The following is a 20,340-nucleotide window of genomic DNA, read 5'->3' as shown; positions in this document are numbered from 1 at the left end:
ATATCAAATTACAAGTCCACCTCTCACAAAAACAGGATAAAAAAATAAACAGCAGAACTAGTCCACTGTTTACTTCGCTACGCCTTCATGTAATTTTTCTGTATAATCTTTTACGTCTTTCCAGCTATCTTTTGCTGTATGTAAATCTTCTTTTATAAACGTAAACTCTTCAGGAGTAATTCCTTTTACGTTTTGTAATAAGTTATTATATTTTGCCCCTACTGTATACCATTGATTTGATATGTTTTGCAGTGCTGTAATTGCTGCATCAATCGTTTCAGTCATATTTGTTGTTTTATTTTTTACATCTGTCAAAATTGCGACTTCTGCTTGCGCTCCAGAAATTCTATCTTTTAAATTAGCGATTTCTCGTTCTGCATTTGCGATATCTTTTTTCGCGACGGCAATCATCGGTCCGCCAGCAAGACATGTTATTAGAGCTACGCAAAGTACGCCACCAGCAATAACCATATCATTACTCTTTTTAATCGAATCGTTATATGTATTTATTTGTTGCTCTAGAGCTGGAATACCTGCATTCGTACTTGCCAATATCGCTGTTAACTGATTTGTATCCTCTTTGAAACTATTTGTATCTTTCGCCATTCTATCGCGAAAAGCTTTCAAATTTCCTAATAATCCATCTACCTCATTTTGATTCTTTACAATATCCGCATACAACTTTTCTAAATCCGCTTTTAATTTTCCGCTATCCTTTTGATCAATCGCTATTAACATGTCATTATAATACGATTGAAAAGTATTATTGTAATTAATAATATTTTGATCCGTTTTCATAATTTGAGGCTTCATACTATTTAACCAATACGCCGCATTCATTTTTGCATCTCTTTGATGCTGAATCATATTCCCTTTAAGCTCACCATTAATCGAACTTATTTTGCTTAAATCCGTTTCTTGCTGATTTTGAATTAATTTTGCATATGAATCCATCGCGAATATGCTCGATGTTGTTTGTGCCATTACATCTTGGAATCCTGCTGGGCCAAGAGAGTAATCATTCGCATTTTCTTGTTGTATTTTTACGTTTTGTTCTGCTGCAAAAGTATGTAAAGGAAATGCGTTACTCGTTGCCACCCCAGCAATCATTAATGTTAAAAGACATTTCTTATAAAATCGTTTCTGCATACTTTTCACCTAGTTTCTTTATAAGAGTATAAAAAGCTCCTGCTCACAACTGAACAGGAGCTTCAAATCATTCATCAACACTTAACGCTCTAACGATTCGTATTCGATTATGCTTTTTTTGTGTCTACTACTTTAATGTCTTCAGCATAAATCTTTTCTGCATAGTCTTTAATGTTTTTCCAGCTATCTTTCGCAATGTTTAAATCTTCTTTAATAAAAACAAGGTCATTCGGACTAATTGAATCTACATTTTGAAGTAAAGAATTGTATTTTGACCCCATTGTGTACCATTGGTTTGAAATGTTTTGCAACGCTGTAATTGCAGTATCAATTGTATTTGTTAAATACTCCGTTTGTATTTTAATGTTTGTTAATCCTGCTACCTCTAATTGAGCAGTTGTAACTTGTCCTGTTATTTTTTGAATTTCAGCTTGTGCATTATCAAGCTCCTTTTTTGCTAATACGATTCCAGCTGTACCACCGCCTACAGCTGCTGTACCACCTGCAATTAACGCCACTCCTAACGGCGTTCCTGCACCTGTAGCAATAACTACTGCACCACCGATAATTGCAATTGGCCCTAGAGCTGTCGCAACTGATGAACCGATAATAATTGCATTATATTTACTAATTGCTTCATTGTACGTTGTAATTTGATTTTGCAATAGCGGAATTCCAGCGTCTTGACTAGCTAAAATAGATGTAATTTGATTTGCATCACCCTTAAAGTTTTGCGTATCCGACGTCATTTTATTTCGGAATTTCTTTAAGTCTTCTACTAACTGATCTACTTGCGCTTTATTTTCATTAATACTACTTGATAATCTAGTTAACCCTTTCGTAAGCGTCGCTTTATCTTTTGCATCAACCGCAGCAACTAAAGTATCATAATAGTTTTGGAATTTCGTATTGTAATTAATGATATTTTGATTTGTTGAAATAAGCTGTGGCTTCAATACATCTAACCATTGCTTCGCATTTCCTCTAGCTGTATCCTGGTGCTGAATCACTTTTCCTTTTAAAGCAGCATCAACAGACGATACATTTCCAAAGTTAACATTACCTTGTTTAATAATTGTTAAAGCGTACAGATCCATTACTAAAGCGTTTGAACCTGTTCTTTCCATTGCATCTTTTAGGCCTTCTGGTCCTAATGAGTATTCCTCATAGTCATTATAAGCTTTTGCTACCGCATGAACTGGAGCTTGTTTCACTGTACTTTCAGCTGCATACGTATGCGCTGGCATAATGTTTCCTGCTGCAAATACTGCCATAAGTGCTGATAGAGCCATTACTTTATAAGGTTTTTTTGTCATTTTTCTTCTCTCCCTATATCGTTACTTATTTTTAATGTACTTCAACGTTTGTAACGTAATCTTCAAATTGATTCGTTTGTTTATTCATTTCATCACTTACTTTTTTAATTTGGTTGAAATGTTTTTGTAGTAAACTACTATCTGTATATGTGCCTTCTTCAACATTTTTTTGAATTTGGATCATATTATTGTTTAAAACTTTCCAATCCGTTAACAACGTTTCTAAAGTTGTAATTTGACGGTCAATTAGTTCTGTAAAGCTACTTACTTGATCTTCAACGAATGTAATTTGTGTCGCCTCTGCTTCAGTTTGTGATAATTTTTGAATAAGTGGTAGAAGCTCTTTTTGTTTTTGCTGAATACGAAGAGCCGCTTCCCTCGTTTGACTATCGGCAGCATTTACAATTTCATTACTTAAAGTACCGATAGAAACAAAATCAATTGTTTTCGTTTGTGCAGTTTGATTTGTAATTGTAAATACTTGTTTACCGATATTAATAGAACCTTTAATAATTTCTTGAGGTCTATTCAATATAGTAGTTAGTTCAGCTTGAATTTCCCCTTGAATTCTTTTAATATCTTCTCTTAACTTCACAATATCTCCACTTGATCCTTGTAGTGTTTTTATTGCTTCATCAGCCTTTATCGATAAGTTATTACTATCTTTGTCTAATACTGCTTTAAATCGATTTAGTTCTAATAAATCTTGCTCCATACTCTCTTGGATGCTTTGTACTTGCAATTGTAATTTTCCATATGCGCCTGTAAAATCTGCTTTTGCCTGTTCATTTTCATTTACGTTTTCTGCTAGTTCATAGAGCTTACTATAATAGCTATTAAATCTAGTACTATACCTCATCATCTCTTGATTTAAGTCGATTAACTTCGGATTATATTCATCAATCCACTCTCTTACATTTGCCTTTGCAAATTTTTGATGATTCGTCAAACTACTCATCGCGTTCACCTTAATGTCTGGCTGTTGTAAAATAACTAATCCATATGCTTGTATAAGTGGTGATTGTGATCCTAACATTCTAATTGAATTCGATAATGTATTTGGAGCAATTACATTTTGTGCATATACTGTTTTCACTTCTGTTTGCCCCTCCTTAGCGTAAGCGCTTACAGGAATAAAACAACTCGTAGATACTGCTGTAACCAATAACCCTGTAATTAAAGTCTTTTTCACTTTAACTCCTCCTATGTATTAGCAACTATTACTATCGCATTTTATTATTCTATTTTCTTCCCCATAATTTGAGATGGTTAAAATAGAGAACGTTCTCACCGCAATCCATGTATGAACCACCTCTCTCGTATTGCTACAGTACTTACTTATCTTCACAAAACATTTTATTATTTTTTCATATGTGATTAGTATGAATAACATTGTATAAAATTTCTATTTTATAGCAATTTCCACATTCACACAGTGAATATATTACATAAAAATATTATTCATATTAAACTAAATAACGTACGTAAATATGAAATTCCGTTTTGTTTTCATATAAGTTTTATACTGTAAGGTCATTTAAACACAGCTATTTATATAACGTAAAGAAGTATTTTCATTCCCTTTATTTTCAAGCTTTCATGTCTTTATTTTAAAATATAATCCACTTTACTTTTTCAATTGAAATATCCATATATCACAACAAAAACCTCTACTTACTCACAGATGTGAAAATTATATCAATATATCTTTCGGATTCGTATGCAATTATGCATAGCGTATACACAAAAAGGATAGCTTCACTTTCGTAAAGCTATCCTTAAAAAACCTTCTTATTTTTTCAAATGATATGGTACTGTTGTAATAACAACATTTCTTTTATAGAGTAAATACGCACGAATGAGTAAACTAGACTGATTATGAAGAATGTTATGCCAACCTTTTTTCGGAATGAATTGTGGTATAACGACCGTAACTCGGTAATTTGATTCACTCGCTTTATACTGTACTGTATCAATGAACTTTGTTAGCGGTTGAATAATACTTCTATAATGAGAATGTAAAGTAACAAGCCTTACTTCAGGTTGCCACTTCTTCCATTTCTCTTCAAATTTCTTTTCCTCTTCTCTGTCAAAAGCGACATATACAGCAATAACTTGATCTGCTGAAAGAGACTTTGCATAGTTCAATGAGTTTTCTACCACATGTGTCATACCAGCTACTGGAACGACAATTACATTTCCTTCAATCGGAACAATCCGTTCACAAGTTTTTAAACTTAGTTGGTCTCCTACTGCATCATAATGCTTCTTAATTCGGTGGAATAAGAAGATAATTACAGGTAAGAAAATAAGGATTGACCAAACTTGTGCAAATTTAGTTAAAAAGAACATACTCATTACGATAAAACTAATGACTGCACCAATTAAATTGACCGTTAATCGTAAAGCCCATCCTTCCGGTTTTTCACGAAGCCATTTTAATACCATACCACTTTGAGAAAGGGTAAATGGAATAAATACACCTACTGCATATAACGGAATTAAATGCTCTGTTTGCCCTTGGAAAGCTACAATTAAAATAATCGATGCGATTCCAAGTATAATAATTCCATTTGAGTAACCTAGGCGGTCTCCTCTAATCGTAAACATTCTTGGTATAAACTTATCTTTTGCAAGGTTTACTGCTAATAACGGAAACGCAGAATATCCTGTGTTAGCAGCAAGGATTAATATTAAAGCTGTTGTACCTTGTATGAAATAGTACATGAAATTACGTCCAAATGTTTGTTCAGCAATTTGTGAAACAACTGTTACTTCTTTACTTGGAGAAATTCCGTAATAATAAGCTAAGAACACAATTCCTGAAAATAAAACTGCAAGTAATGCACCCATTGCAAGCAATGTTTTCGCTGCATTGTTTGGCGCAGGATCTTTAAAGTTCGGAATTGCATTTGAAATTGCTTCAACACCTGTTAAAGCAGAACTACCTGATGCAAATGCTCTTAGTAATAAAAATAAACTAATCCCTGCAACTGGTGTTCCAATCGGCGTGTGTAAAGCCTGCGAAACGTGCCCCGTTAAAATATTGTATATCCCTACACCAATTAATATAAATAGTGCCAAAACGAATAAATAAACAGGATATGCTAAAACGGAAGCTGATTCCGTTACACCTCTTAAATTTAAGATGGTAATAAATATAACAAATATAATCGCAATGATTACATTATGTGCATGTAAACTAGGAAAAGCAGATGTGAGCGCATCTGTACCTGCAGACACACTTACTGCAACAGTTAAAATATAGTCAACTAATAAAGATCCTCCAGCAATTAAGCCTGGATTCATCCCTAAATTTTCTTTTGATACAACATACGCGCCCCCGCCATGCGGATAAGCAAAAATAATTTGACGATAAGATAAAATAAGGGCCGTCAATAATACTAATACCCCAACAGCGATCGGAATGGAATACCAATAAGCGATCGCTCCAACACCTGCTAAAGCAATTAAAATTTGCTCTGGACCGTAAGCAACTGATGACAATGCGTCAGAAGATAAAATAGCTAAAGCTTTCGTTTTATTAAGCTTCTGTTCTCCAAGCTCTGTTGATTTTAACGGTCTTCCAATTAAAAATCTTTTAATAGATGAAACCACTGCTGTCCACTCTCCAATAATTTTGTACGAACTTTTCTGCTAGTTATAGCGGATAAACGATTTCTTCAGAAAACAAAAAATGTCTACAAGCCATAACGAAATAGACTTGTAGACATTATTTTTTTTGTCGCACAAGCTCCACCTTCCTTCTCAATATAACGCTTACGAGGTTAGCTGTCGGATTCGGGCCTATGAGTAGCCCTACCTTTTTCAAGGATTCACCCCATTGGATTAAGAACTAATCCATAAGAACGGGTCCCCCGCACCATGCGGTTTCAGCGATTTAGAAAATTGAAACTGTGGATTATAATACTCCTTTATTTTCAAAATGTAAACAAAAATTTTTAAAAAGAAAAAATTAAAATGATTGCGCATAATCCGCTGGTAAATATACATAATGAATACTAAAAAATCAATAAAGGAGATCTATATGTCTAAAGAAAAGAAGCCTATTTTTTCCGATTCCTATTTAGATGCATTAGCAAATGAAATTAATCAATTATACGGTAAACGTGAACAGGAAATAAATTTGACAGATAGAACAAAAAGAAATAAATGATTTGTCATAAAAAAAGAAAGCAATACACTTATATATTGCTTTCTTTTTTATTTTTTCATACATCCAATTGTATTGCTGATTTGTTAAAGGTCATTTCTTCATACACTTTCAAATTTTGATATACTGCTCCTAATAATGGTGCTTCTATAGAAAATTGTTCCGCTACATCTAGTAAGTATCCTTGTAAGTGCTTCGCTTCAATAGACGAACCTTTTTCCATATCACGCTGCATCGATGACTTCATATCATACGAAATTTTATCAATTATTTTCATATGTTCTTGGACAATATTATCTTTAATTGGTGCTCCTACACATCTCATAATTTCCATACATTCTTCAAATAAATTTTGGATAAAATCGCGTCCACCTTCGCTTTCACGAATCGGTCCTATCGGTGCACGCATTAATGTTGTCACACCTGACATTACAGTGATAAATAAATATTTATGCCACATATCTTGCGTAATGTTTTCACTTAAAATAAAACTAGATTTCGTACCTGCAAATGCTTTAGCAATATGCTTTATTCTCTCTGAATCTTGAGACTTCATTTCTCCAAACATAAGTCTATTTGCAGCGCTAGTTTGTACAATTTCTCCTTGATCGTTTAACGTCGTCTCGATAAAGCATAAACCACCAATTACTTTTTCCTCACCGAATTCCTTTTGTAATAGCGATACATGAGCAATACCATTTAGCAACGGAATGATTACAGTACTTTCACCTACAAACGGCTTCAAATCTTGAATTGCCTCGTTTAAGTGATACGCTTTTGTTGAAAATAAAATCACATCAAATGGAGCAGTTTGATCTTCTTTCGTTATTAATTTCGGTTGAAAGGAAAAATCTCCGTTAACACTTCGGATTACAAGTCCCCTTTCCTCCAATTGTTTTTTCCGTTTACTACGAACAAGAAAAGTAACATCTTCTCCTTTTTCTACTAAGCGTCCCCCAAAAAATCCTCCAACGCCTCCCGCTCCTAATACTAAAATACGCATACAACATCCCTCTTTTCAAAATACAATTTTATAACATTCAGTATACATAACATTATACATGTCCCCTACTAAATAAGCTGAATTTTCATTCTTACTCAAGTATAAAACAGTGGTTATTTTCAAATGAATTTGGGCATGTTGTTTCTATAGCATATATGGAAAGGAAACAATATAGATGGAGGCAATACAAGTAATTGAGGAAAAAGATGTAGCAACAGCTATATTTCAATTTATATTCCCGTTTTCGTTTAAAGCTGGATATGAACAACAGATGTTCCCTTTCTTACAAAAAAATGATTTTCGTCCTTTTCGGCTCGATCATCTCGATGATGAAAATACATATTATGGGGAGTTTAAAGTTTCACATCAAAATATGGAAGCATACTATCTTTCATTTACCAATAAAATTCTCTTTCCTCACTCAGAGCATCAAAAGGGCTTGCAACGTTATTCAAAGGACCTTAACTTAGCTGGACATTTAACAACAAATCTTATTTCAATCCCATTCAAGATACACTCTATTGATGTAACACTTTGTCCTTATGAACTTGGCTTCTTAACAATTCGAACAGAAGTAAACACTGCTCCAAACATGACTTTATCCGAAGCAATCGAATTCGCTGCTCGCTTCCGTGTACTTGAAACTAAAAATGATACAAATGGGACTATTTGTATTGAATGTAACGGAAAAAAGTATTCCCAAGTGGAAAGATTCATTTTTGGCTATTTATTTCATGGCGTAACAGATTTCTTTGAGAAGAAGAGATTAAGAAGTTCTTACTTTCAAACCTTTCCTTTCTTTGAAGATCAGCGAATGTACGTACAAACTTTATTATCTATAAAAGAAGATATGGAACTGAATGAAGTGGATGTTTATCGTACTTCTAGTCTTTCCGGGTTAACAAGTGATGGCAAGGCATATGTGAGTGCAAATAATCTGCCTTATATTCATGATTATTTAAAACAACACGCTTACCAAAGATGGGCTCCGAATCGCTATTTCATAATGGAAGAACATATATTCACATGTGTAACAAATGAAGGAGAACGCGAATTTACTAAACTTGCGAGTCAAATGTATGGGGAGTTTTATTACGCTTTATTATTAAATCTATTTCATAAAATTGTTTTATTGAAAATGGCAAACGCTTATGCTGAATTAAACATTGAACAAGATACAAATGAAATAGAGAAATTAATTTATTCAATCAATTCGTTTACGGCGAATTACTTTTCTTTAGAGCTAGTATCCCAATCACAGAGTGAAGATATTTTCTTCCGCTTAAGAAAGCTTTTTAACATCGAGATACTATACTCGAATGCAAAACAAAATCTTGATAGTTTGTTTAAATATCAAGAAAATGTTGCTTCAAAAAAAGATAGCCTTTTACTATTAATTTTAACGCTCTACTCTGTAGTAGGCCAAATGTTAGGGTTTACTATGATTGATCTGTTAAGAAACACCGATTCAAACAAAATATCATCGCCACTTGAATTTTTCGCGCTTTTAATAGCAATTAGCGGCATAGTCATTTCACTCATTTTAGGTGCGCAAAGTTTATACCAATGGAGTCTACAACATAAACGAAGAAAAGCATGGGTAAAACAAACTGTACTTTCTGCTGTGAGAGAGAAAGATGATAAGAAGTAAAGAAGAGTATTTTTACATTGAAGTATGTGGTACGCTACAGCAATTGAAATTTTTATCAGCGATTTTCAAATTATATCGGCGCAACTCGAAATATATCAGCGATTTTCAAATTATATCGGCGCAACTCAAAATATATCAGCGATTATTTAAATATATCGACTTACCGACAAAAAACGCCAAAAAATCAAATATAAAAAAGGCTAATCCAAAAATTTAGATTAGCCTTTTCCCTCTTACTTCTCTGCTTCGATTTTCTCTAATGCAGCAGCTACTTGTTCTTCCGTTAATTCATGTTGTATTACGTAGCGGTTACGTGGGCTTACACGGCATTCGTGAGAACATGCACGTAAATATTTCGCCTCGTTTTCTTCAGAACATAAAATTTTCTTGTTACATTCTGGATTTGCACAGTTTACATAGCGCTCACAAGGTTCACCTGTAAAGTGGTCTTTACCAACGATAACATGTTCTTTTTGGTTTACTGGTACAGCGATACGCTCATCGAACACATAACATTGTCCATCCCAAAGCTCACCTTGTACTTCTGGGTCTTTTCCGTACGTTACAATACCGCCGTGAAGCTGACTTACATCTTCATAGCCTTCACGAACTAACCAACCAGAAAACTTCTCGCAACGAATTCCACCTGTACAATAAGTTAAAATCTTTTTGCCTTCAAGTATTTCTTTATTTTCACGAATCCAATCTGGTAATTCACGGAATGATTCGATATCAGGTTTGATCGCACCTTTGAAGTGACCTAAATCAAATTCATAATCATTTCGCGCATCAATGATAACTGTATCTTCTTGTTTCATTGCTTCATAAAAATCTTTTGGCTCTAAATACTTCCCAGTTATTTCGTGTGGGTTAATGTCATCTTCTAGACGAAGTGTAACTAACTCTGGACGAGGACGCACGTGCATTTTCTTGAATGCATGACCATCAGCTTCATCTATTTTAAACACGATACCGTCAAAACGTGGATCATTGTTCATTGCTTCCATGTATTTCTCTGTTTGCTCTACAGTACCAGAACAAGTTCCGTTAATACCTTCTTTAGCTACAAGGATTCTTCCTTTTAACTCAAGTGAATTACAAAATTCTAAATGCTCTGCCGCGAATTCTTCTGGGTTTTCAATTGTTGTGTACATGTAATATAGTAATACTCTGTATGGTTTTGTAGTTGCCAATGTATTTCTACCACCTATCTAATTTTTAAAATCATGTATAAGTTAACGTTCATATCAAAACATATATAATAAGAAAATGAATCCCATTTCCTTCTCTTTATACTATTTTCTATCAGTTAACAAAAATAAAAAACAAGATTACACACCAAAACACTGTGGTTATGTTGTAATCCCAATATATTATATATCATACAAATGCAATTCCATCAATTAATATGCTGTATTATCGGCTTTATGTTCACATAAATTTCAAAAATAGCCCTTTAATTCATTATGTTTCCCCGCCTCATCACACCATAAACTCCCAATTTTTAATAATGCCACACCATTCATTGTATAAAGACATATAATTTGCACTAAGGAAACATTTATGTTCAAATAAAAATATCATCTAATACATTTAAATGTATTGAAATAAACAATAAGAATACTTACAATAATTTCATCAAGTTAACATTTCAAAGGGGAAAACTACTATGAATAAAGATATATCAAAAGATGAACATGTCCCTTCTCAAAGTACAACTGTTCAATCAGCGCATTTAGCATTAAGCGGACAAACGAAAGGCTTAAAAAGACTTTTACCATTCTTAGGTCCTGCTTTCATTGCTTCAGTCGCTTATATTGACCCTGGCAATTTCGCGACAAATATTGCCGCTGGATCACAATATGGATATTTATTACTCTGGGTAATTCTTGCTTCTAATTTAATGGCTGTATTAATCCAAACTTTATCAGCTAAATTAGGAATCGCTACAGGTAGGAACCTTCCTGAAATTGCTCGAGAAAACTTCCCAAAACCTGTTTCCATCGGCTTATGGATACAAGGTGAACTCGTTATTATGGCGACTGATTTAGCTGAATTTATCGGGGCAGCACTCGGATTGTATTTATTATTTGGAATTCCAATGTTACCAGCTGCTTTAATTACAGCTGCTGGATCATTTATTATTCTTGAATTTCAACGTAGAGGCTTCCGTCCATTAGAAGCGATTATAACAGGAATGATTTTTATCGTTGTTATCGCTTTTGGTGTACAAGTCTTTTATGCAAAACCGGAATTAAGTCCCCTACTTTCAGGACTTTTCATCCCAAAATTTCAAGGCGTAGACAGTATATTACTTGCAGCCGGAATTTTAGGTGCGACAGTTATGCCGCACGCAATCTATTTACATTCCGCCTTAACACAGCGCCGCGTAGTCGGAACAAATGATGAACAAAAGAAAAAGATTTTCCGCTTCGAGTTTATTGATATCATTATCGCAATGATTATCGCTGGAGCAATTAATGCAAGTATGTTAATTGTTGCTGCTGCACTATTCTTTAAAAACGGCTTGCATGTTGAAGATCTTGATGTCGCTTTTAACCAGTTTAGCAACTTAGTCGGTCCTGTATCAGCTGCTTTATTTGGAATTGGTCTTTTATCAGCAGGACTATCTAGCTCTTCTGTCGGTACAATGTCAGGTGATATTATTATGCAAGGTTTCATTCGAATGCATATTCCGTTATACTTACGCCGATTTATTACAATGATTCCACCATTAGTTATTATCGCTTTAGGTGTAAATCCAACTTACGCTCTAGTCATGAGTCAAGTCGTCTTATCATTCGGTATTGCCTTTGCATTAGTACCACTTATTATGTTTACAAGTAGTAAAAAAATTATGGGGGCACTCGTTAACCACCGCATAACTACCTTTATCGCTTGGATCATTGCTGTACTTGTTATCATTTTAAATATTTTCTTACTGTATCAAACATTTGTAGGGTAATGAAAGAAGAAGGCTGTCTCAAATTTCTGTTAAAGACAGCCTTCTTCTTTTTAAATTATAGATTTTCATCATCCATTTACATGACAGACCGTGCTTTCAACAAATTTTATAAACTCTTCTTCCTCCTCAATAAATGGAAAATGATTACTATATTCAAATGTCGACATTATCGCATTTGGCATAAGCTCCGCTACTTCCACTGCAAATTCATACGGACACTGTGCATCATAAATTCCAGCGTAAATATGGGCTGGTATATTTACATTCTCTAATTGTAAACGTAAATCAAATGTAGGTAACTCCTTATAAGAAAAATAATCAAGACGCTTTGATACTGTTTTACCGCTGTTCGGTCTAGCAATCATTTCATCATACGCTGTTTCATTATATAAAGACATCATTGTCCACTCTTTATTTACGGCACGCCTCTCATCAATTGTAGAAGCTACGTCCCTGAGCACTGCAAATATTTCTCTTAAACGAGCATTTTGATCATTATCTCTACAATAAATACTATTTTTATGATTCATATACTCAGCTGATGCACATAATCCGCCAGCTATAATTTTTACAAGCCTCTCTGGACACATTATCGCATATTGTAAAGCTAGCATTCCACCTGTTGAATGACCTGCATATGTCCAATCTTTAAAATTCAACGCCTCACGTATCGCTTCTAAATCACGTACTGCATCTACCATTCCCAAATTATATTTGGTGGTGTCATGTGTAGAATTTCCGCATCCTCTTAAGTTTATAAGATACACTGTGTAATGATTCGTAAATGCAGAAGCAAATAAATTACCATTACTATTAAACTCACTGTATAAATGTGTTACACAAAGTGGTTTTCCTTCTCCCTTTTGAAAATACTCAAATTTGCCTCTATCAGTTTCGATATAATATTTCTCCCACATCAGCGTTTCCCCCTAATGTCTTTTTATATATTCTCCTTTTTCCGGCATTATCACACCCTTCTCAGTTCGAAAGTAAAGTGGTAATCCTTCCGAAAGAAACATACTTACCTTGGATGGATCCTGCCTTTGATGATGAATATGTAAATGTGGCTCACTTGAACTTCCTGAGTTACCGACCTGAGCAAGAAATTCTCCTTCATTTACATGTTGTCCTTCCTTCACTTTAATTGACCCTTTCTTTAAATGCGCAAGAACCAAAAATGTCCCTGTTTCATCTAGTCGTAAATAAATATGATTTCCCGCCATTGACTGAAAATCATCCGATCCCGGAACTAAATCTTTTTCATCATTATTAATTGATACAACTGTTCCAGAAGCTGGTGCCATTACTTTCGCTCCATATATTCCATAATCATCCAACTTACTACTTTTCACTTCAGCAGGAGGAATGAGAATATCATATGCCCAGCGCTCATTTGGTTTGATAACGTGATAGTTCGTTTCTAAACGATCACCACCCCAACCTATTAATGCTCGTTCATTTAAAGGAAAGCGCACGACTACTTTAGGGCTCGTAGAATGTACATCTGCCGGGTAAGCAAGTCCGCCTATGTTAGCGAACCATCCTAAGGGCCAAGCTCCAATTATAGAAAAAAGCACAATGAAGAGTAGCGTTCTATCTATTCGCTTTCTGAAAATGCCTTTCCACACAAATAGTAATACTGACCCTATCAAAATAAAGCTTGATACGAAGCTAAAGGCTTGTATACTCCACCAAAAAACGACTGATATAATACCATTAACTAAATAAATTACACTCCAACTTGTAAGTAAAAAAGCAACTAAAATTACCAACACATATTTCTTCCACATGTTATATCCCCACTCTCATATCCTTGTTCTACATGATACGAATTGAAAATTACAACATACGTAAGAAATACTTACGACTTTCTTACATTTCTTTATACTGCGGTAAAACGATAGTAAAAACTGTTTCTTTATCGTTACTACGTACAGCGATATCTCCTTTATGAAGTTCTGCTATACTTTTCGCAATTGCAAGTCCCATTCCTTTTCCACCTGTATGAGAGCTGCGTGATTTTTCACCACGATAAAACTTCTCAAAAACATAAGGCAGGTTCTCATCCGGAATACATTGCCCAAAATTTTTAATTTCTATTTCAACATTCATGTCTCTTTTAGAAATTTGAATTACAATCTCCTTTCCGTCTTTCCCGTACATAATACTATTACTAATTACATTTTCGAATAACCTCACCATAAGTGCTACATCCATTTCCACATGTAACTCCTTATCACCTTTCATACAAAAGCTCATATCGGCATCATCTAGTTGTGGTACAAAATCAATCATAATTTGTTCCATTAACGCTTTCATATTTACTACACTTTTATGTAATTCAATCTCTCTATAATTTATTTGACAGTATTCTAATAATTCATCAACTTGATTTTTTAATTCATAACTTTTTCGCTTTAATATGCTTACATACTGTTCACATTCTTCTCCATTTGCATGCAGCTTATTTCCTAATAAGTCCGCATAACCGATTAAAGATGTTACTGGCGTTCGTAAATCATGAGAAATATTACTAATCATTTCATTTTTCATTTCCTGTGATTTTTTTTCATTCTCGATAGACTCTTTTAAGCTTTTCGCCATTCTATTAACATTTGTCGCTAGTTCACCAATCTCATCGCTTTTCGAAATAGGTATATGTATTTCAAAATTACCTTCACTTATTTCTTTCACGTTCTTGTTAATTTGAGACAACCTTTTCATCAGCGTTTTTGTCATGAATGCAAAGTATGTTGTAGTAAAAATCAAAAAAACTATAAAATATAAAAATGAATATTTTTCCTCTAAAACATTAACCTGACTATATATATTTCCAACCAAAATTTGAAACACTATTATACTTACAGTCGCTAACAAGATGCTACATATGAATGCGATAAAAAACTTAGCTCTAATGCCTTGTAATGATTTAATCTTCAATTTTATATCCGACTCCCCAAACATTTTGAATAAACTTCGGTTCTTTTGGATTCTCTTCAATTTTATTTCTTAATCTTGCGATATGAACCATTACTGTATTATTGCTTTCATAAGCCCTTTCTTTCCAAACGCTCTCATATATTTCTTCAATAGTAAATACACGATTCTTTGCAGCTGCCATTAAATACAAAATATCATATTCAGTTTTCGTAAGATTGATTGTTTCTCCATATAACATTACTGTTCTAGACGCTTCATCTATTTCTAAACCTCTAATATTTATTTTCTTTTCTATTACTTGGACAGCATTTTGATTGAAATATGTATACCTTCTTAATTGAGCCTTCACTCTTGCAATTAATTCAATTGTACTGAACGGCTTCACAATATAATCATCTGCTCCCGTACTAAATCCGACGACTTTATCTACGTCCGATGATTTTGCACTTAAAAACATAATTGGCAAACTATGTTTCTCTCTAATTCTTCTACACAATTCTATCCCATCCATTTGTGGCATCATAATATCCAAAATAGCAAGTTGAATACTGTTATTATTTATAATTTCTAAAGCCTCTTCTCCGTTATGAGCACTAAAAACTTTAAAACCTTCTTGTATTAAATTCACGTTCATAAATCTAACAATATCTTGATCATCATCTACAATTAAAATTGAATTTTTCTCCATATACAAACCTCTTTTTGAAATATATTCCACAATCAATTTTATCACAAATCAAAACTATACTCCCCTCTTGAATAATCTTTATTTTCAGACTAGATTATATAATAACAATACATTCTAGTTTCAAAAGAAATGGAGTGAAAGTATGTTTCCTATATTGAAAACTAAACGACTCATTTTACGAGAACTTACCGAAGAAGATGCACCAGGTATACTACAATGCTTCTCTAATACTGACGTACTGCGCTATTATGGCCAAAAACCGTTACAAGATATTGATCAAGTGAAACAAATTATTCATAACTTTAAACTGAGTTACAATGCAAGAAGCGGTATAAAATGGGGAATCGAATTAAAAGATAAGAAAGAACTCATCGGTACCATTGGTTTTCACGATTGGTCTTCTGAGCATAAACGAGCCAATATAAGTTATGCCTTTTTGCCTGAACACTGGGGACAAGGATATGCGACTGAAGCTGTTTCTGAGGTTATATCATACGATTCATTTAAAGCGGATCGGAGCAATTGTATTTCTTGAAAATGAAGCTTCCAATAAAGTACTATTAAAATTAGGCTTTGAAAAAGAAGGCGTTCTAAAAAATTATATGTATCAAGATGACATTCCCTATGATACGAATTTTTATTCTTTATTAAAATCGTTTTAATAGAATACATGTGTAAAAAACTTGTTTCAGTACAACAGTTATAGGTAGCGAATTTTTAATGAAGGATGCGAAGTACTATACTTTATAAAACATTAAAAAAGGGCTGTGAGTAAGCTTTTACTCATAGCCCTTTTTTATGTTCTTTTTCTGTTTTCGCAATGCTTTTGGTACGTATACGCAGAAAGGCTCACTTTCCATATAATCCCCCGTCATTGCATATGCTCTAGAACGAGATCCCCCACAAACATATCGAAACTCACAAACACCACACTTTCCCTTATACTTGTCAGGATTACGAAGATTTTGAAAAACAGGGGAGTTCCGATAGATTTCAGCTAGCGAATTTGTTCTAATATTCCCGGTTTTAATCGGCAATAACCCACTTGGATATACATCTCCAATATGAGAAATAAATACAAAACCGTTTCCATCATTCACCCCTTTTGGAGCACGCCCAAGCCCATTAACTCGCCCCGTCATCCCATTCATCAATACATCCTGATATTGAATGACCTGTTTTTCCTTTTTATGTTCTTTCATTTTTTCTTGGATCACAACACGTCTATAGTGCTGACCAGCTGTTGTTTTAATATCAAAAGAAACCTTTTTACTAAGTTGATATAGCCAACGGAATACCCTTTCATGTTGAGCTGGTGAAATCATATCTTTTTCCTTCCCTCGCCCTATTGGAACTAAGAAAAATATACTCCAGAGTACACATTCTAATTCTTCTATTAACACTGCCATCTCTTCAAGTACATCCACATTATAATTAGAAACAACGGTATTAATTTGAATAGGAATTTTTAATTCATGCAAATAACGAATCGCATTCATCGTTAATTGAAATGACCCTTCTGTCCCTCTAAAATGATCGTGTATTTCAGCTGTTGGTCCATCTAAACTAAATGCCCATCTAGCAAGTCCTACTTCTTTTGCTTTTTGAATCGCTTCTTTCGTAACTTTCGGGGTGGCACTTGGCGTCATAGATACTCGAACACCTTTTTTCACAGCATATTCCGCAATATCATATACATCTGGACGCATTAATGGATCTCCACCAGTAAATACAAGCATTGGATTTTCCATTTCATATATATCATCAATTAGTTTTTTTCCTTCTTCAAATGTTAACTCTAGAGGATGACGATGATACTGTGCTTCTGCACGACAATGCAGACATTTTAATTGACATGCTCTTGTCAACTCCCATATTACAATAAATGGATTATTATTAAAATCAAGATTCATCAATATTAACCCTCCCATCAATTGATATTCTAATTGTAAAGTTATATATGTATTTATGGTGTGAGATGTATCACAAATCATTCTCTTCCTACCCTACTGTTGATCTAATGTTTCTACCTTCCTCTTCACCAATTACAAAATCTCTTTTTTTAATATAAATACCCCTTTAGACTAAATTATCTAAAGGGGTATTTATATTAACATCTCTGCTTTCTTCAACTCATCAAATTTAAATTAAGTTGTTTTAAAATAGTATTTTTAAAGTTTTCCAACATCATTACCTCTTTTCTAAAACCATAAAGAACGTACTATCTGGTAGCGTAATATCATTCCCAGACTCATCTGTAAACTCGATTTTCTCGCTAAGATGGTTTGTATATCCATCCTGCAAATAGTTCATAGCTTGAACGATATTTACTTTATCTCCAAAGATACCCTTTACGAAGTCCTTATAGTCGTTTGGCGTAAAAATTCCAAACTGCTCCTGCACTTCATGAACAAAGGAATCCTCGCCCCAAGTATACGTATATAAGAACTCCATTGCATCATTAACAGGCATTTTGACTGTATTGTCTGCAAGTACCTCATACTGGATTATACGCCCCTTAAATTCTTGGACATACTGCTCTAAGAACTTCATTCCGCCTGCATCTTTAAAACGAATCACCCGCATTAACCTTTTATCTTCGGTCATGATGCCATCACGAATGATAATACGGCCTCCTGGCTTTAATACCTCATAAGCAGTCTGCAGCCCCTTTTTAATTACTTCATGATTAAATTTCCTACCTTCATACTCGATATAAGAGAACAGCTCATGAAGGATAGAAGAATATACAATCGTATCAACCGATTCTTTTTCAAATGAGCTGCTTAAATTGATTGCATCCCCTTTAATGACGTTCCAAGAACGCCCCTCGTTCTGCTTCTTCTTTTTCAACGTATCAATCACGTTTTCGGAAATATCGATACCGTAGATTCGTTTATCCTCGGTCTCTTCTTCAATCATGTCTAGCATGACACCACCACCGGCTCCGACATCTACAATCGTATCTCCCTTTATGTAATCAAGAATAATTCGTTTATCATCAGCCGAGCTATTCATATGCTCCAGATACACTTCTTCGTTATGGAATCTATCATATGCATCCTTTCGTAACCCGAAGAAATCAAACAGCAGCACATTTGCCCGAGCATGCATCATATCTATCTTTTCTGCCTCTACACAGAAGGTAATTAACGCCTCACCTACAGCAGAAAACCGAAACGACACATACGCAGTCTTCATATCTTCATCGACTTTAACCTGAAAAGAAACATGCGTTGTATTCGGTTTCTCGTTCTCACGGTACTCCCGTAAATACTTCTCAATAACTCGCTTACGATACACGTTGTCCTTTTTTTCACCTTTGAAATCATAATGTAGCTGCTGCATCAATTTCTCGAAATGTATATGCTGAACTTTTCTAGTGCCTATCTCATTCTTTAACATAACAAAAACTGTCCAAATATCCTCAAAGCTAAGAGCATGCATAGACGGTTCTACATACCACAAATCCTTATCAGATAAGAATGTTTGAACGTCACTCTTCTCGCTCCCCATAATTATATCTTTTTCAAATGCTGACTCCTTATGTTTTGGCGTGAGTCTATGTATACGAGAAGTAAATGGCTCCATATAACCATCAAACAGACCATCAATTGTAATCTTCACATCGTTCTTCACTTCACTCCACAAAGCTTTTGATACGCCCTCAATAATGCATTGGTTAAGATAGTATAGAATCTCCTTTAACCTAACGTCTCCATATTCTTCTTTATATGTGTTAACTAAATCAACATGAGAGTCCAAACGAGCCTCCCCGCGTATATACTGCCCGATTAATCCATGTGTTCTAATTAAATCTTGAATAAACAAATATTCAGTAGAGTTTAAGTTTGTCTCTACACGTTCAATAAACTGAATATCACTAAAGATATCAGCAGAACCCTCGTTATGTACCAATAGATTAATCCCTTTTTTCTTCCATTGCTCCCGCTGTTTTAAAGATCCTACCTTTGCAAGCTCACTATACGTTAGTACCTTTTCAATAATACGATATGCTTCTTCATCTAAAGACAGTCCATCTAACACTTGCAGCGTACGGTGTACATAGTACAACACTGCATCTGTTTTTAATGCACCAAGTACTTGTACATTCTCATAGTTTTGATGTATCTCCTCTGCCTCAATTAGATGCTTTAACCACGTAGGGATTGCAACAGAAATCCCTTCAATGTATGTATTTAGAACTTCAATGCTTTTCAACTTATTTCCCCCATATATAATCAATATCTGTAGTAAGGTCTAAGGCATCTTCTCCAAAAAGAACATCACCTTATGTCCCTCCCCCTAAATACTACTACTACTTGCTTTTTACCATCTACATCTCTTTCGAATAAAAATGTATCAAACCCAGTCTTTTTATTATGTAAAAGAGAGTTATAAATTCCGTTACTACCATGCCAAAGTTGTAACATATTTTTTGTTCATCTCTTATT

General features: G+C 34.2%; 15 protein-coding genes, 1 pseudogene and 1 riboswitch. Of the genes and pseudogenes, 4 read left to right on the top strand and 12 right to left on the bottom strand.

Features of this window, described 5'->3' with window-relative positions; genetic code table 11:
- Positions 1-69: 69 nt before the first annotated feature.
- From nheC to PDQ40_RS02305, 4 genes are all read right to left on the bottom strand, one after another.
- On the bottom strand, positions 70-1,149 hold the full coding sequence (nheC, locus tag PDQ40_RS02320; RefSeq protein ID WP_001172007.1) for a non-hemolytic enterotoxin subunit C: 1,080 nt from the start codon (positions 1,147-1,149) through the stop codon (positions 70-72).
- Between the two features lie 107 nt (positions 1,150-1,256).
- Positions 1,257-2,465 (bottom strand): non-hemolytic enterotoxin NHE subunit B, encoded by a 1,209-nt coding sequence (gene nheB / locus PDQ40_RS02315; protein WP_000162969.1) that lies wholly within the window; start codon positions 2,463-2,465, stop codon positions 1,257-1,259.
- Between the two features lie 31 nt (positions 2,466-2,496).
- Entirely contained in the window at positions 2,497-3,657 is a 1,161-nt protein-coding gene (gene nheA, locus PDQ40_RS02310) for a non-hemolytic enterotoxin NHE subunit A (protein ID WP_000751839.1), read from the bottom strand.
- Between the two features lie 599 nt (positions 3,658-4,256).
- Positions 4,257-6,083: an APC family permease gene (locus PDQ40_RS02305; RefSeq protein WP_000254902.1), complete on the bottom strand. Its 1,827-nt coding sequence runs from the start codon at positions 6,081-6,083 to the stop codon at positions 4,257-4,259.
- A gap of 144 nt (positions 6,084-6,227) precedes the next feature.
- A riboswitch (cyclic di-AMP (ydaO/yuaA leader) is annotated at positions 6,228-6,374 on the bottom strand.
- Between the two features lie 139 nt (positions 6,375-6,513).
- Between PDQ40_RS02305 and PDQ40_RS02300 the strand changes: the two genes are divergently transcribed.
- Complete coding sequence (locus PDQ40_RS02300; protein ID WP_000031869.1) at positions 6,514-6,642, top strand: hypothetical protein; 129 nt, start codon at positions 6,514-6,516, stop codon at positions 6,640-6,642.
- 55 nt (positions 6,643-6,697) lie between these two features.
- On the opposite strand, the gene panE is transcribed toward PDQ40_RS02300, so the two are convergent.
- Entirely contained in the window at positions 6,698-7,642 is a 945-nt protein-coding gene (gene panE / locus PDQ40_RS02295; RefSeq protein WP_270691214.1) for a 2-dehydropantoate 2-reductase, read from the bottom strand.
- Between the two features lie 175 nt (positions 7,643-7,817).
- On the opposite strand from panE, the gene PDQ40_RS02290 reads away from it, so the two are divergent.
- Positions 7,818-9,293, top strand: a complete 1,476-nt coding sequence (locus tag PDQ40_RS02290; RefSeq protein ID WP_000387466.1) for a hypothetical protein — start codon at positions 7,818-7,820, stop codon at positions 9,291-9,293.
- Between the two features lie 233 nt (positions 9,294-9,526).
- On the opposite strand, the gene trhO is transcribed toward PDQ40_RS02290, so the two are convergent.
- The gene (gene trhO, locus PDQ40_RS02285; protein WP_000246227.1) at positions 9,527-10,486 is read right to left on the bottom strand and encodes an oxygen-dependent tRNA uridine(34) hydroxylase TrhO; all 960 of its coding nucleotides are present in this window, start codon (positions 10,484-10,486) and stop codon (positions 9,527-9,529) included.
- A 476-nt stretch (positions 10,487-10,962) separates the two neighbouring features.
- On the opposite strand from trhO, the gene PDQ40_RS02280 reads away from it, so the two are divergent.
- Complete coding sequence (locus tag PDQ40_RS02280) at positions 10,963-12,258, top strand: Nramp family divalent metal transporter (protein WP_001030647.1); 1,296 nt, start codon at positions 10,963-10,965, stop codon at positions 12,256-12,258.
- A gap of 68 nt (positions 12,259-12,326) precedes the next feature.
- Here the strand turns inward: PDQ40_RS02280 and PDQ40_RS02275 are convergent, their stop codons facing one another.
- The 4 genes from PDQ40_RS02275 to PDQ40_RS02260 form a co-directional block, all read right to left on the bottom strand.
- Positions 12,327-13,175 carry an alpha/beta fold hydrolase gene (locus tag PDQ40_RS02275; RefSeq protein ID WP_000263701.1) on the bottom strand — a complete coding sequence of 283 codons (849 nt, stop codon included), beginning with the start codon at positions 13,173-13,175 and terminating at the stop codon, positions 12,327-12,329.
- 12 nt (positions 13,176-13,187) lie between these two features.
- Positions 13,188-14,048, bottom strand: a complete 861-nt coding sequence (locus PDQ40_RS02270; RefSeq protein ID WP_000265705.1) for a M23 family metallopeptidase — start codon at positions 14,046-14,048, stop codon at positions 13,188-13,190.
- An 82-nt stretch (positions 14,049-14,130) separates the two neighbouring features.
- Positions 14,131-15,198 carry a sensor histidine kinase gene (locus tag PDQ40_RS02265; protein WP_000695279.1) on the bottom strand — a complete coding sequence of 356 codons (1,068 nt, stop codon included), beginning with the start codon at positions 15,196-15,198 and terminating at the stop codon, positions 14,131-14,133.
- Complete coding sequence (locus PDQ40_RS02260; RefSeq protein ID WP_193654489.1) at positions 15,188-15,886, bottom strand: response regulator transcription factor; 699 nt, start codon at positions 15,884-15,886, stop codon at positions 15,188-15,190. Before PDQ40_RS02260 ends, PDQ40_RS02265 begins: the two co-directional genes overlap by 11 nt.
- A gap of 142 nt (positions 15,887-16,028) precedes the next feature.
- Here PDQ40_RS02260 and PDQ40_RS02255 point away from each other — a divergent pair.
- Positions 16,029-16,548: pseudogene (locus PDQ40_RS02255) on the top strand (GNAT family N-acetyltransferase).
- Positions 16,549-16,665: 117 nt separating this feature from the next.
- Here PDQ40_RS02255 and PDQ40_RS02250 read toward each other — a convergent pair.
- Positions 16,666-17,799, bottom strand: coding sequence for a TIGR04053 family radical SAM/SPASM domain-containing protein (locus PDQ40_RS02250; protein WP_001046898.1), 1,134 nt, complete (start codon positions 17,797-17,799; stop codon positions 16,666-16,668).
- Between the two features lie 277 nt (positions 17,800-18,076).
- On the bottom strand, positions 18,077-20,107 hold the full coding sequence (locus PDQ40_RS02245; RefSeq protein ID WP_214328754.1) for a class I SAM-dependent methyltransferase: 2,031 nt from the start codon (positions 20,105-20,107) through the stop codon (positions 18,077-18,079).
- Positions 20,108-20,340: the final 233 nt, after the last annotated feature.

It is taken from the genome of Bacillus cereus group sp. Bc061 (genome assembly GCF_027715825.1).
GTDB classification, from domain to species: Bacteria; Bacillota; Bacilli; order Bacillales; family Bacillaceae_G; genus Bacillus_A; species Bacillus_A paranthracis.
This window is presented reverse-complemented; position numbering and strand designations above follow the sequence as displayed.